Annotated in this window: 7 protein-coding genes and 1 pseudogene; all 8 read right to left on the bottom strand. The window is 46.3% G+C overall.

What is annotated here, in order from left to right:
* Positions 1–18 precede the first annotated feature (18 nt).
* Complete coding sequence (locus BQ9893_RS17305) at positions 19–2,007, bottom strand: glucosidase family protein (RefSeq protein ID WP_075967078.1); 1,989 nt, start codon at positions 2,005–2,007, stop codon at positions 19–21.
* 102 nt (positions 2,008–2,109) lie between these two features.
* The gene (locus BQ9893_RS17300; RefSeq protein WP_075967077.1) at positions 2,110–2,664 is read right to left on the bottom strand and encodes an RNA polymerase sigma-70 factor; all 555 of its coding nucleotides are present in this window, start codon (positions 2,662–2,664) and stop codon (positions 2,110–2,112) included.
* 137 nt (positions 2,665–2,801) lie between these two features.
* Entirely contained in the window at positions 2,802–4,397 is a 1,596-nt protein-coding gene (locus BQ9893_RS17295) for a glycoside hydrolase family 31 protein (protein WP_075967076.1), read from the bottom strand.
* 22 nt (positions 4,398–4,419) lie between these two features.
* Complete coding sequence (locus BQ9893_RS17290) at positions 4,420–6,576, bottom strand: alpha-N-acetylglucosaminidase (RefSeq protein WP_075967075.1); 2,157 nt, start codon at positions 6,574–6,576, stop codon at positions 4,420–4,422.
* A complete protein-coding gene (locus tag BQ9893_RS17285) occupies positions 6,573–8,144 on the bottom strand; it encodes a DUF4832 domain-containing protein (RefSeq protein WP_075967074.1) in 1,572 nt (523 codons plus the stop codon). Before BQ9893_RS17285 ends, BQ9893_RS17290 begins: the two co-directional genes overlap by 4 nt.
* Position 8,145: 1 nt before the next feature.
* Positions 8,146–9,333, bottom strand: a complete 1,188-nt coding sequence (locus BQ9893_RS17280) for a family 16 glycosylhydrolase (protein WP_075967073.1) — start codon at positions 9,331–9,333, stop codon at positions 8,146–8,148.
* An 84-nt stretch (positions 9,334–9,417) separates the two neighbouring features.
* Positions 9,418–10,890, bottom strand: a complete 1,473-nt coding sequence (locus BQ9893_RS17275) for a RagB/SusD family nutrient uptake outer membrane protein (protein ID WP_075967072.1) — start codon at positions 10,888–10,890, stop codon at positions 9,418–9,420.
* 34 nt (positions 10,891–10,924) lie between these two features.
* Positions 10,925–14,404: pseudogene (locus BQ9893_RS17270) on the bottom strand (TonB-dependent receptor).
* Positions 14,405–14,489: the final 85 nt, after the last annotated feature.

Here is a 14,489-nt window from a genome sequence, read left to right as displayed (position 1 = left end):
CCTCTCGGAAGCAACCCCCTAAAATTTTATCCGGATATTTTCGCCTTCTTTTATTTTCCGGTTACAGATCGTTTTTCCGTCAGCGACAACAGCAACTTGCAGCTTACCGCCAAAGCGCTTCACTTCGAGATCGAAAACTTTATCGAACGCGCAAATCTTACGCAGGTTCATATGATCCCACTCCTGCGGCAGGCGGGGAGTAAAGACAAACGAATTCAGGCCGGTCGGACGAATGCCGAACATTCCTTCCGTGATGATACGGCAATACAAGCCGCTTTCGGCTGACAGATGGCGTTGGTTGCCTTCCGGCCATGCCTCGATTGCATAAGGGACATGTTCACCCAACAGGCGTTGGGAAGAATAGAATTTCAAATAACCGGTAGCCTTCTCCGTCTCACCGCAAGCATACACGCCACGCAACGCGTACAAGGTGGAGCGGTCCCAGAAGGTTTCACTTCCCGCCTGTGTCAACAAACCGTTTTCCGTCCACAGGCGCGGAGAGAACAACGCCCGGATAGTCGCATCTTTCCGATCCTCGATCCCGACCGTGAGCGGAATACAGATCCAAGAACGCAAGACATCGTTGCCTTCATAATACCGATAGGTATTGAAGCTCTCGACCGTCCCACCGAAATAGCGATCGATATTTTTCTTCAAAGCCGTTGCCTGGCGGGCATAAGCTGCAACAGGTTTGCCCAAATCCTTTCCTAAATAACCGGCAGAGATCAGAGCATCATAATACAAGGAGGAAGTACAAAGATTCGCCTTCCCTGCCGGAAAACGTCCTTCCAGTTCATCTGCATCGGAAGCCACTACTCCACTCTCGTTCAGATTGCGCCTGCAATATTCCAAGCACCATTCGATCAACGGCCACAACTTTTCGGCTTCCGCCTTATCTCCTCGGGATAAAGCATAGCGGGAAGCGCCATAGGCAACCATCGCCGCATCACCGCGGTCACCGGCTCCCGCCCAGATGTCGAGGCCTTCCGCTATGATCGAACTGGGGATCGGCTTGTATTCCGGATTCATGAAACGGGCAAAATGCTCATACGAGCACAATGCGGAACGGTTCCCTACCTCATATCCCAAGTAAGGGAAGAAAGGGTTGATATATTCTGCCTGGTCGTTCGCCCAGATGGCTGCATAGTAGGATTCACCGCCGGGACCGTGCATCAGTCCGCCTTTCGTGTCGTAAATACTTTCCGCTCCACGGATTTTTGCAAAAGCGAACATGGTGTTGATGACCGGATCGGGCGTATCCAGAACCAGATTATTCCAAAAGCCGGCAATCAAATCCTGCCGGGCCTGCAATTCCCGGTCAATATCGAACGAAAGCTCGCTTTCATCCTTTTTATATCCGGCAAAAACCGCACTGAAAGTCAACTCCTCGCCCGGTTGTAACTGGCAGGCTGCCTGTCCGTTGATTGTCGAAACCAACTTATAGCTGCCATCCACCCCCTTTGCGGCATCTGTCTCGACAACCGAACGGGAAGAAGGGATTTCCACCGATATCGCAGATTCGCCTATATTGCGTAAAATATATTTTTCACAAAAAGCCGGATTCGAAACGGAAGGGAACAGGATACGTGTCAAGCCGAGTTTTCCCTTACGGGGAAGCACGTATTCGCTCTGCACGACCATCGTGCCGTTCAAGGTAATCTCTTTTACTTTCTCATTCAGCAAAGACCGTCCGTTTACCTCGACCATATCCGTCACGTTCCAGGCAAAGCGACGCATCAGGCTGGCATGCGTATTATTCGGAATCGTGCGGAGCATCGGCCATACCATACTTCTGTTCAGCATAAAGGCTCCGTTTGCATCGACTCCGTAGCGAAGCACGGTCGAAACTTTCAACCCGCTCATTTCAATATGATCTTCATGTGGGATACGCTCATCTACCTGCCAGGTAATACCGCCGGCAGGATTAATGGTCCAGCGATCGGCTGCCGATACGGAAAGGCTGCTAATCCATAAAAGAGACAAAAGGCAATAAATCTGTTTTCTCATGTTACTTATTTGATAATGTGTTTTTCAAGTTTCTTATATAATAAGCACCTCAAAAAGGATATCCCCTAAAAAGAAATATCATTTTTCCCAAAACACTTTATCTCAAATGAACAAAACAATCGCCATATAGTCCTTCAGTTTCACTTTCAATATCTTCAATGCTTTGGAGATGTGAAACTCCACACTCTTGACGGAAAGAGAAAAATGGGCGGCGATTTCCGGATATGTTTTATTTTCATAGCGGCTCATGATAAAGATCCGGCGAGTCTTGTCGGACATCATCGCCAAGGCCTCGTCGACAAGCCGACCGGCCTCCGAACTGAAGATTTCCTGAGGATCGCAGGCTTCAAGGGTGGCAATCCTCAGGCTGTTCACCCGTTGCTGGTGTTCCTGAATGCGTTGTTCCACATCTTCACGGACACGAAGATGACGAAGATAGTTCAAGCATTTATGTTTGATTGCTTCCAGGATATAGGCCGGGATATTCGAATCGGAAGAAAGAGAATGGCGGTTTTCCCAATAATACATGATCCCCTCGACAGCAATATCCTCCGCTGCCACCTCATCTTGCAGATATGTATTGGCAAAACGCACAAACAATCCATGATATTCAGCAAACAACTTATTAAATGCTTTTATCTCCGAAGCCGTTTCCATGATAATCCTTTTCGCCGATAAAGATAGTACAAATTTTTAAAGAAAAGAAAATGGCAAGAAAAGGACCGGACGCTGATGTTGCAGAAGATGCAAATTAGCGTCCGGTCACATAAATCGGAGGTCGTGTTTCCACCCGTTTATTTTATTTTTTCAAACCAGGGCAAGCGTTCCAGAGGGGCTGTCACTTCAATCGTTTTCGGACCTTTGAATTTTTTGCCCGTATCGTCCCTCCATACTCCCTTGGGCAGCATTACCTTGCGTGTATGTTCCTTTGTCAATACCGGAGCTACCAGATATTTGTCGCCCAACATGAACTGGTCTTTGCAATCTATGAATCCCTGGTGTGGAAAGGCATATTCCATGTGCCGGATGATCGGTTCACCGGTCTTTGCGGCATGGTGTGCCAGCTCCAGGATATATGCTCCCATTTTCTCGTGCAGGTGAGCATAATCGCGGCAAATTGCCAAATGCTTTTCATCGAGAATACGCCACGGAGCCACCGAAAACTGCATCATCGGCATCAAGGCGTGTACCTGGCAGGAACGGACAATCAATTCCTGATCGAGCTTTGTCTGGTCTACTCCCAGAAAAGACCCGAACTGGCCTCCACCGATCATATCCGGACAAGCATAAGCATATCCTACAAGTCCGGCAGCAATCATGTCGGGGATCAGCAGGCCGACCGCATTCCAGGAATAATCTTTATCTCCCAGACGCTGAACCAGTGCCTCACCTCCCATCTTCCATCCGGCACGATATTCGTTGAACGGGAAGTCCAACCCGATCTTCGCCCAATACTCGCACATATCGACAGAGGTCGCCGACTTATCATAGAACTCCAGATCCGGATCATTATAATGGCCGATATCACCGGCATCGAACTTGAAGCCATCCGCACCGTATTTCTCCTGCATGCCACGCAACTGCTGTTTCAGATGTTCGGCGGCAGCCGGATTACTCAAGTCATAGCAAGCACTGTAACCGTTCCACCAAGGAATGATGGCGGCTTTGTTCGTTCCCTTCTTCTTGATCAGATACCCTTTCTGCTGAAGCTCACGAAACTCCGGGCTGTCCGGGCTGACGAACGGGCAAATCCAGAACATGATCTTGAACCCTTGCCCGTGCAGGCGGTCGATCATCCCTTTCGGATCGGGAAAACGTTCGGGTTTGAAGTCGAAATTGCCATAATATTTCTGCCAGTTGTCATCCACCATGAACACGCCGACCGGGAAATCGTTCTCCAACACATGATCCGCATATTTCAGGATATCCGCCTGATTCTGGTTGTACATCAGCTCAATCCAGGTATTGTACTGTGGCATGGAGAAGAACAGCGGGTCCGGCAAATCTCCGGAAGGCGGGAAATGCTTGGCTGAAGCAGCCATATAAGCCTCCTTCAACGTACGGCCCGCCAATACAGGTTCTATCTTCTCATAATCGGAGTACAAACACAACTCCCCATTCTCCATCTGAAAAGAAAACGGCTTGTCACTCCATATATACCGTCCTTCGGAAGAGAGCAGAAGCGGTACGTTCTGATTGTTCAGATTCTCAGCGGAAAGGTCGAACAAACGCAAGTCGCCTTCAAAAGGCATCTTCGAACCCAAGCCGACAGCACCGCCCCACCATTTCTCTCCTTCGAGAGACATTATTTTCGATTCGTACTTACTCACCGCAAAGCAGGGCAAGACCAAGAGAGCCAGAAAAAGGAGATAGATTGTTTTACGTGTCATGATGTTATTCAATTATGTTATGTTATTTCCCGAATATTTCCGCAAATATACGTTGTACAGTCGGAATACAATCTCCTTCCGGTTCGCTCGGATAAACATTTGTTGTTTTCGTCCACGGTTCCTCGATTGCATAAAAGTCAATCTTTGCCGGGCTTTTGCCATCCAAAAGCTGCATCTGATAATCGAACCAGGTTTTCCAGCGCATATAATAGAAATCTTTCAGGATACCGTTCCATTCGCGATGGGCATAATCGCGCAAGCCGCCTTCATCGGCCGCCAACCGGTTACCCCAGGTCGTGATCTGTACACGGGCGTTCCATTCGTAGAGATCCTTTTCTTCAGGGGTATTTCCGAGGTTACGGGCACGGCCAATCCAGGTTCCAACCTTAAATTCAGGACGCGTTGCCAGCAATTCGTCCTGCAACAGGATCAAACGCAGGAAGCGGTCGGAAGCATCTTTATACAGCTTCTTGTCGCCGGCGGCAAAAGCGGCCTCAACAACTTTCTCCGTCAGACGTCCTTTCTCAGCGATTGCCTGGCGGACAATATCAACCAGATCATACTCGAAATTATTGTTCCCCTTGAACTGATCGGAAGCAGCCACCATCATAGTGGCGGCACGGATCACATCGTTTGGATCGTAATAATCTTCCATCTCCGACCAACTCGAAACCAGATACGGGTGTTCGGTAGGACGGGCACAGAATACAGACTCATGGGTTCCCTGCTGCGTATTTGCATCCGGGCAGTTATAGATGGTATTGCTCAGCAGTATCCAAGCGTCTTGCACCGTGGGGCTGCTCTTTCCGTAACGGGCGACCGTATACTCCTTCAACCATTGATTCTTGTCGAAATGCTGTGATCGCCAAGGTAGTTCCGTCAGCAGTTCGAACATAACCGGATTGTTTTCACTTCCTTCCATTGTCATACCGACTCCTTTCAGCGTTTTACCGAATGGACTTTCTTTCGCCTTATAGAACTCGTCGATCACATGCTTCATTTTCCCATGTAATCCGATGTTTCCACCATAGTTCAATAACATACAGTAAATCCAGTCATGCTGTCCGAAACCATTCTTCCGATACCAGGTAGACGCAGGATCTCCCCACTGCGGGCGGCTTTCCGCAAATAAATCCAGCACAATCAGATCTCCTGCCTCTAAATTCCCGATCATTTGTGGACGCGGGTTCGCTTGCCAGGCCTGCGCCACCCAAACAGCTTCCGGATTGTTCTTTTTCATCGCCTGCATAATTGCTTTCCCGGCCGCATCCAGATCCACACCGGCAACACTTCCGCCCTCGTGGAACGGGTCCATGCTGTAGTAGTTCGCTTTGCCGTACAATTTATTCATCTCCTTATAATATAAGGAAGCAATCTCCTGGAACCGCGGATCTGTTGGTTGCAAAAATGCCGGACGGCGATATCCGCACCACAAACCCGGATCGGAGACATTCAGGCCTAACTTTTCTTTTGCGTTATGGGGAACCATGCCGGAGTATCCGGGGAATACCGGCTCGATACCGTACTCACGCATCCGCTTCACGATCTGTTTCTGTAAAGCGACCTGCTGCCGGTACCAACTGTCCGGATTCGGACCGCCCCACCCTTCCAGATTGTTCATCAACCACCAAGCCTGGAAACCGGGACCGGCTACAAACTCGTTGATTTCATCTTTCGTATAGCCTAACTTACTCAGCACATTGTACCAGACACCATCCGTCCCGACCATTGCCAACGGCAGGTTAATGCCATGCAACGCCATCCAGTCGATCTCTTTCTCCCAGCGTGCCCAATCCCAAAAGGCCATCGTGTAGGAGAAGGTACAATAGTTGAAGTCATAGCGGTATTTCATATCCGTCTCATGACGCTCCTTCTGCTTCACTGCCGGTAAGACCTCCGGCAATTCGGCCTGCATGCCGTTCCAGGAAAGATGAATCCCGGCATGATATTTCAGATACCAGTTCAACCCGGTCGCGATACTCACATAATTATTACCTCGAATCACGACCTTGTCACCTTTCTGGTCGAGTTCGAAGAAATCGGCAGGCGATTTCACCTGTTCAATCACAAATTTACGCGACGCACCTTTATCAATACGTTCCAGCAACCCTTCGATAGGAGAAACCGCTTTTACGGCAAGCGCCATCAGCAACATGCCAAGGATATGAATGATTTTCATTTGATAGAGATTTTATTCATTAATATATTGACACCATACTTTCCATCAGGAGACACCCACCAATGCGTATCGCCGTTTGCACAACGGATCGCAAAACGATTGTCATACTGCAAACGGACGGAACCGTCCGGAATCCATAGGCCGAGGCAGTACGTTCCTTTTTTCAGGTCTGCCGGAATTTGCAGATCGGTCAAAATAGTATGCAGCAACGGAGTACATGTGCTATCACCCGGTTCATACGGTTGCCAGTCATTCACATTCGCATCTGTCAAAGCGACATGGCAAACCTTACCGGACTCGTCAATCAAGACCAAATAGACAGGATGTTCATTAAACAAAGTCGAGAAACCGCGATTTATCAAAGATATTTCGACAGGATTAGCCTGCCCGGCAAGCAAAACCGCCGGAGCCGTCATCTCCTGCAACTCGATACGGTAACCGAGATGGTCCCGGATATAATCGAATACATTCCGTTCCGCTACAGAGCCATCTTTCCTGATGAAATACCCATCCGACACCGGCATCTTGTTCTCCCGCAGGAATTCTGTGAAAATAGGAGTTTCCTTCCAGTACATCATCGAATACTTATCTTTCGTATTTTTTTCCTTATAGTTATGAATCACGCTAAGAGAAGTGAAATGTTGCAGGAACAGGCGGTGTGCCGTTTGCAATCCATCAATGATCCACCCAGCTTCAGGATTATCGGTGTCCTCATTCATGCTCCAGGTCCCCCAGGGCAGTTCCCCGTCGACCGGAAGATAAGGAGACTCACGTACAATTTGTTCGTAAGCCGGCGTGCCTTCGGACATTTCACCATCCCAGCGATGTTTCTTAATCACAATAAAATCATCGTGAAAAGAGACACGCTTATAATCATCCGAAACCGGATCCAACAAGTTCTTATATTCGGGAACCCGTATCTGGACAACCCGCCCTTCCGGTGCCATCCGGCAGATGTGTTGCAAAACAGTCCGTTTCGTCTCGTCCGACTTCTCCAAGCCATGAAAAGAACTGTGCCATTCTCCCCAAGCACCAATCATACCGGCTTGCACGACCTGGATCACATCTTTATTCTTTTCGAGGAAAGGCCGAAGCTGTTCCGTATGACGGACGATATCTTCCAACGTCGGCCCCATTGCCGCCCTTCCCATAAATTGAGTTTCGTAAGCAAAACGGAGCACTGCTTTCTTGCCAAGTTCACGCAGTTTATCAAGAAAAATATTCATCGTCCGGAAATCAGCTTCTGTCAAATCTTTTCCGACTGCTCCTGTCAGATAGAAATAGGTCTGAACCAGGGAAACACTGTCAGATGCATAAAGTTCGGACTGCTCTTCCAGATAGGAGGTGATATCAGGATATTCTTCGGGAGCCCAGACATAGTTCTTTTCCGTTACATCCAGAGCCACTTCAAGCCGGAACCCTCTTTCGGGATTATACAGTCCTTCCATACCTGCCGGATCATCCGCATAAATGCCCCGAAAAGTACGATGCTGCACACCGGAGTTGCAAGAGGTGAAATACCCAAGTGCCAATGTGATAGCCAGAGCCAAAGTCACTATGTTCTTCATTTCAATCGTTTTTAGTTGTTATTATAATCAATGTAGCTTCCTGCTCTTTCAGCAAATCATCCGACAGGCCGGTGATCTTTCCGTTCACGATAACCGTCCCGGCATCCTGAATCCGGCGAAAGGCAGTATCGCTCAACGGTTCCCATTCCACGAACTGTTGTGTTACCGTTCCGTCGTTATAATGCACGTTCACAAACGAAGGCGTGTACAACAATTCGCGTGTCACATGTCCGTCAATATCGCGCAAGGTAACTTTTCCTTCGGATACCTGCAAGCGGGCAGGCTCGATTGCAGTAATACGCAGTTCATTTTCCGGTACCGCCCGACAGCAGTCGGGTATCTTCTTGTACATGCGGATATAGTCGATATCGAAACTCTTCGGATACGGGACAGAGGGATCGTACGTCCCTGTCCAGCCGTTCTTCGCTTTCCGATTGTCATAGAAAGAGATAATCTGGATCAGCGGATACGTGATCGCCGCCTTATGCGTCATCACCTGTATGCCATCCACATAAACGGTTACGCCTTCCGGTGTCCAATCGAAGCCATATACATGAAACTCATCCGCCAACTTCTTATTGGCAAACCAGGGATATTCCGTATGATATCGGATCGTCGAGTCTTTCCAGCTATGCACGGTCGACCAGATGCGATCCACATCCGTTCCCAATATTTCAAAGATGTCGATCTCGCAACTCTGGTTCGGATCATCCTCAAAGCCGATCAGCCACCAAGCACAATGCACACCGCCTCCGGCCTGCATCTTCGCCCGCATTTCGTAATAACCATACTGGTTGATCTGCGTAGCTTCGGTCTTAATCCGGTGAAGCGCCTTTCTTTTCGGATCATAATGATGCATGCCTGTACGGCTGGCACTCATAAAGCCCGATATATACATCCCTTTATCAAACTCGTTCTTCGAATCCCGATCGATCGTCAGCCGGATCACGCCGTCTTTCATTTCGTATGTCGGTGTACAGATAGTCCGACTTTTCGGCCAGGAAGGCAGATACTCTGGAATCCATTTCGTCCGGTCGATCTCTTTTCCGTCGAATTCATCGTGGAAAATCAGACGGTATCCCTCTTTTTCCAACGGACTGGCGGGATAATCCTGTGCCTGTATGTTCTGTAAGTTACCCTGCAAAAGGAAACAGGCAAGAAATGTACTGAATATATATTTGTTACTCATGATATTTATGTGTTAACGGAGAAAAAAAAGGCCGCAATGAAGCGGCCCTTTCCCTATTAATATAGACTCTAAAAAAGAATCGGATTAATAACCCGGATTCTGAATGATCTTACCTTTACCTTCGTTGATAACGGCCTGAGGCAAGGGGAAGAGAACGAATTCATCCTTGGTAGTCGTACAACCGCGGTCTCTTGCGTTCTGGATAAATTGTCCGTGACGGATCAAGTCGGCACGGCGAACGCCTTCCCACCATAATTCATGGCCTCTTTCATCCAATACTTTCTGCAGGAAGTCGTTTACACCCTTTACATCACCCATTGCATACGGATTCAGTTTGGCACGTACACGAACCTGGTTCAACAGATCCAATGCTTCGGAAGTGACAGCATTCCCTTTACGAACGATTGCTTCAGAAAGCAAAGTCAGAACGTCCGCATAGCGGTAAACGACCAGGTCAATCTGGCTACCGTCACCTGTAGATTCAGGGTCTTCGCCATATTTTACAGGAACAGCACCTGAATAGACATTACCATGCTTAATCAGATCAGATTCTTCATTGAAAAGGACACCATCCGTACCTACATATTCACCGACCAAAACAGACAAACGATCGTCATTCTTTTCAAAAGTATGATAGAAAGCCCAAGGCACTTTGAAACCATCCCATTTCTGGATAGCAGTATTCTGAGTCGGATAGTTACCAGGAAGGGCATGGTCATGCCACAATTGCAGAGCCGTTCCTCTTTCCTGTGTACAAGCAAAGATAATTTCTTTGTTACCTTCGTTTTCAAGTGTAAAGATATCTGCATATCTGTCCATCAATCCATAACCATATTCGGCTTTCTGCAATTCACGACCGCATTCTTCAGCTTTCGCCCAATTCTTTTCGTGCATGTAGTACTTCATCAGAACTGTATATGCCAGACCTTTGTCGAAACGTCCGAACTGTGTCGTACGGGTCGGCAGGCCTTTCAAAGATTCGGTTAATTCCGTTTCGATGAAGTTTGTCATTTCTTCCTGAGTGGCACGTGGTTCGATAATTTCCTCCAACGGGTTTTGCAAATCTTCCAAAGTCGGAATTGGAATCGGACCGTAGAAATCATACAACATGAAAGCCAGCCATCCACGACCGAAATGTGTTTCAGCAATCAGTAGAGCTTTCTTCTCATCACTCATTTCCACTTTTGAAATACGGTCTAATGTCAATGTCATTGTTCCTAAATATTTGGCATAATCCGTATAGTTGAGAGTCGTATATTGATGGTTCGAAGTCCAGTTGTGGGTTGTCAATGGAATCCAGCTATTATTTACCCAACAGCAAACAGCGATATCGGTCGACATGTCACCAATCACCTGGAAGCTATGGGCCGTACTGAACACACCACTATATTCCGCACTACGGAAAGGAGCATAAACACCCCCTACAACAAGGGCTTCCGCATCCTTTTCACTTGTCGGGAAGAAGTCCGGATTGATCGCATCGTATCTCTCCGAATCCAAATTAGTACATGAGGCTAATGCACAGCAGCACATCACTGTATATAATAATTTTTTCATGACTTTATCTTTATATTTTTATCTGTTTATACTATTAGAATGTAATATCCAAACCGAAGCTGTATGTACGAACGTTCGGATATGCCCATTGCAACTGTGAAGCATCGGTCTTATCACTTGAGACATCAGTTTCGGGGTCAAGACCTGTATACGGAGTAATAGTAAACGGATTGTTCACATCGAAGTATACACGTACATTGGACAAAATGTGTTTGCTGGTCTTGATTGGAATATTATAACCTAATGTAATATTACGGCAACGGATAAACCATGTCTTTTCATAATAATAGTCGCCTGTTCCATACGCACTTTCTGTCTGGAAATACCCCGGTAATGTTCCGTTCGGATTAGCAGAACTCCAAAGATCACTAATAGAAGTCGGTTGGTTATAACCACGGCGTAAATCATTTACATTATTACTCAACCACTGTTTCTTATAACTTCCGGCTGAAAGTTTGTTAAACTGTCCGTAGAAGTAAATATTGAAATCGAAGTTCTTATAACGTAAGGTATTGTTGAATCCCAACAAATATCCCGGATCCTTGCTTCCGTAAATTACTTTATCGGCATCATCCAGTTTGCCGTCAGGTTGACCAGTCTTCATCGGAATACCGTGTTTATCTACCTTGATCGAACCATCAGCTTCATATACATAGCCATCTATATCCTTGATTTTTACCTGTCCAGGCAGTGCACCCGGCATATGATCGATTGTTTCTCCCGGCTGAACCAGACCATCCGACAAATAACCTGCAAACGTACGGATATATCCGTTATACTCACTATAAGCATTCGGTTTCCAGTTCGGATCGCGTTCTTTCCATTTGTCACGATACAAAGAAAATGTCAGGTCTGAAGTCCATTCAAAATTTCTGTTACGAATATTTGTCGTATTGATTGTCAACTCAAAGCCTTGGCTCTGTGTTTTACCAACGTTTGCAATCAGTTTATTGACTTCGTTATAAGAAAGCAATGTTCGTTCGTTCAACAGATCCGAGATTATTTTATGGTAATATTCAGCTGTTACATTGATACGTCCGTTCAGAAATCCTAAATCCAAACCGACGTTCCACTCACGTGTCGTTTCCCAAGTCACATTACCGTTGCCCAGTTGATCCAGATAAACGCCATTGATCATTGAGCCTCCGAAAATATTATTACGATCTCCGACCTTATAATAGCTGTAAGCCACATCGCCGACGTTAGAGTTACCGGTTTCACCATAGCTCAAACGTAATTTACCATTAGATAATACATCTCTCAACGGAGACAAAAACTCTTCTTCCGTGAATCTCCATCCAGCAGCAACTGAAGGGAAAACACCCCAACGATTACCTTCAGCAAAGTTGGAAGAACCATCCGTACGGATAGTAGCAGTCAGCAAGTAACGATCCTTGAATGAATAGTTCACACGACCGAAAAATGAAGCCATACGAGATTTCGTTGCACTTGAACCGACAGTCGGACGTTTTGCATTACCAGCTCCTAAGTTATTAAATAAGAAACCATCTGTAATAAAGTCATTACTTTTACCTGACAACATTTCGTATGTAAACAACTGATAAGAATGACCAGCCAATACACCGAAGTTATGTTCGCCAATCTGTTTCGTGTAGCTTGCCGTCAATTCCATTAGGTAATCGGAATTATCCCCCTGAGCGACATAAGCTGAACCATTCTCTCTGGCTCCGTAAAGAGTCGTAGTTGGCATGTACTGTTTACGTTTCTGATAGTTACGGTCAATGCCGAAATTTGCCTTCAATAACAAATCTTGAATCGGACGAACTTCAAAAAATATACTTCCTAACAAACGTTCTTTTGTTGTTTTGTCTGTGATATCCAACAAAGACACAGGATTCGGCAAAAAAGAGGCATCGGAGTTCATCGAATAATCACCATTCTCGTCACGAACTGGAAGTGTCGGGTTGAACTGAGCGGCAGAAACCAAAATACCTGCATTTTCATTTTCTCCATTTCCTAATGGAATATTATCATATTCATTGCGTGAAACATTCAGGTTTATTCCCATCTTCACATATTTACTCAATTTCTGGTCCAAATTAACACGGACTGAATAACGTTCCATTGCGTTGCTCTTGATCACACCGTCCTGTTTGAAATAGTTACCGGAAACCAAATACTTTGTATTGTCATTACCTCCGGTAACAGACAAGTTATGAGAAGTCTGGAAACCCAAACGAGAAATTTCGTCAAACCAGTTTGTATTGTTTGTAGGATTTGCAATTTGTGCATCGGTATAAGTCGGAACAAAAGGAGTCGAAATTTCAGACTCAGACAATCCACCATAAATACCAACTTTATTAGTATGCAACCATAATTCACGATTATAGTTGTTTGTCGCTTGCATAAAACCGGAAGCATCAAGCATTTCATACGATTTGGCAATCTGCTGAACAGAAGCAGAACCTGAATACTGAACTTTAGCAGCACCGCTCTTACCGCGTTTTGTCGTTACAATGATCACACCGTTGCCGGCACGCGCACCATAAATAGCCGTAGAACTGGCATCCTTCAGGACTTCAATAGATTCGATATCGTTCGGGTTGATAGAACCCAAGATGTTATCCGTGTTGCCATCCTTATATTGGTTACCACTGTCCAAAGAACCCGGCGTACTAACAGGGAAACCGTCGATAATGATCAACGGATCGTTACCGGCCTTATCGGAAGAGGCAGCACCACGTACACGGAAAGTAGACTGGCCACCTGGCTGCGCACTGATCGTGCTTACCTACAAACCGGCTGCTTTACCAGCCAAAGCGTGGCTGATAGAAGAAACCGTACCGACAGGAGTGTCGTCCATCTTGACAGAAGCGACCGCACCCGTCAAGTCTTTCTTCTTCATCGTACCGTAACCGACAACTACCACTTCTTCCAATGCCTGCGTATCTTCTTTCAACAGGACGTTGATCACACTCTGGTTCTTCACAGCTATATCCTGTGGAATGTATCCGATAAAGGAAATCTGCAAAGTCGCATTGGCCGGGACTTCGATGGAGAAGTTACCATCCATGTCGGTAGTCGTACCGTTGGTCGTACCTTTCTGGATGACGTTCGCTCCGGCAACAGGGCCGAAAGCATCATTTACAGTACCGGTCACCTTGCGCTCCTGCTGTTGCACAGCAGGAGACGCTGGAACGACTTCGGAAGTCAGGACGATGTGACGATCCTTGATCGTATATTTCAAACCTGTTTTAGCAGCAATGGCATTCAATACTGTTTGAATGTTGGCATTCTTTTCATTAATAGAGATCTTTTCATTCTTGTTGATTTCTTCCAAATTATAGAAAAACAGAAACTCGGACTGCTTTTCTATCTGTTTCAATACTTTTTCTAAAGTTTCATTCTTAGCTGAAACATTTAGAGTGGTAGTTTGTGCATAAGTGGAAGCAACCACGCTCGACAGACAAACAGCCAACATTAACACGGTTAATTTCATGATTTTTATAGTTCTTTTCAGGTTAAGAGAAACAACTATACGTTGATTATTCATACTTTTGAATGTTTTTAAGATTAAACACAATCCCACGGCAATGGGAGTTTAATTGTTCACACTTTCAGAAGAGAAGATCCGGCAA

The organism is Parabacteroides massiliensis (assembly GCF_900155425.1).
Classification (GTDB): domain Bacteria; phylum Bacteroidota; class Bacteroidia; order Bacteroidales; family Tannerellaceae; genus Parabacteroides; species Parabacteroides massiliensis.
The sequence above is the reverse complement of the archived record's forward strand: the minus strand, read 5'-3'. Positions and strand labels throughout refer to the sequence as shown.